General features: G+C 76.8%; 1 pseudogene. It reads left to right on the top strand.

Annotated elements, in window-relative coordinates:
* Positions 1-113 precede the first annotated feature (113 nt).
* Positions 114-730 (top strand): annotated as a pseudogene (locus tag ACYVE9_RS29500) (hypothetical protein); the annotation flags it as partial.

Genomic DNA, 730 nt, shown 5'->3' with positions numbered 1-730 from the left:
CTCGCCGGCGGCCGGGTGGACGCCGTCGGCGACCACCACACGCTGCTGGCCGCCGGCGGCGTGTACGCCGAACTGGACCGGGCCGGCCGGACCGCCGAAGGGGAACTCGCCGCATGACCACCACCGCCGACCCGCCCGGGCACACCACCGCAAGCCGGTCCGAAAGCGCCGCGCACACCGCTGAGCACACCGCCGGGCGCGGTCCTGGTGAGGCGTCCGCGTCCGTGCCGCCGCGTGGTTCGCTGCGTGCCCTGCTGCCCGCGCTGGCCCGGCATCCCGGCATCGTGCTGCGCACCTGCGGTGCCGCGCTGGCCGAGCAGGCGGCGCTGGTGGCGCTGGTCACCCTCGCCGCGCACACCGTCGGCACGGCCGTCCTCGACGGAGCGGCGCCCTCGGGCGGAACCGTCGCGATGCTGGTGGGGCTGGTGCTGGTCCGGGCGCTGACGACCTGGCGGGAGATGGACCTCTCGCACGACCTCGCCTACCGGGTCCTGGCCGAGCTGCGGGTCGGCGTGTTCGACGGGCTGGCCCGCAGCGCGCCCGCCCGGGTCGCGGGCCGCCGCAGCGGTGACCTGGCGGCCACCGCGATGGCCGACGTCGAGGCTCTGGAGTTCTTCTACGCCCACACCACCGCGCAGCTGCTGGCCTCGACCACGGTCTGCGCGGCGGGCGGCTCCGTGCGGTCGGAGACCGCGGAAAGGCTGAGTCCGCTGCGGTCGACGACGCGCCG

Source organism: Streptomyces sparsus (assembly GCF_054776295.1).
The sequence above is the reverse complement of the archived record's forward strand: the minus strand, read 5'-3'. Positions and strand labels throughout refer to the sequence as shown.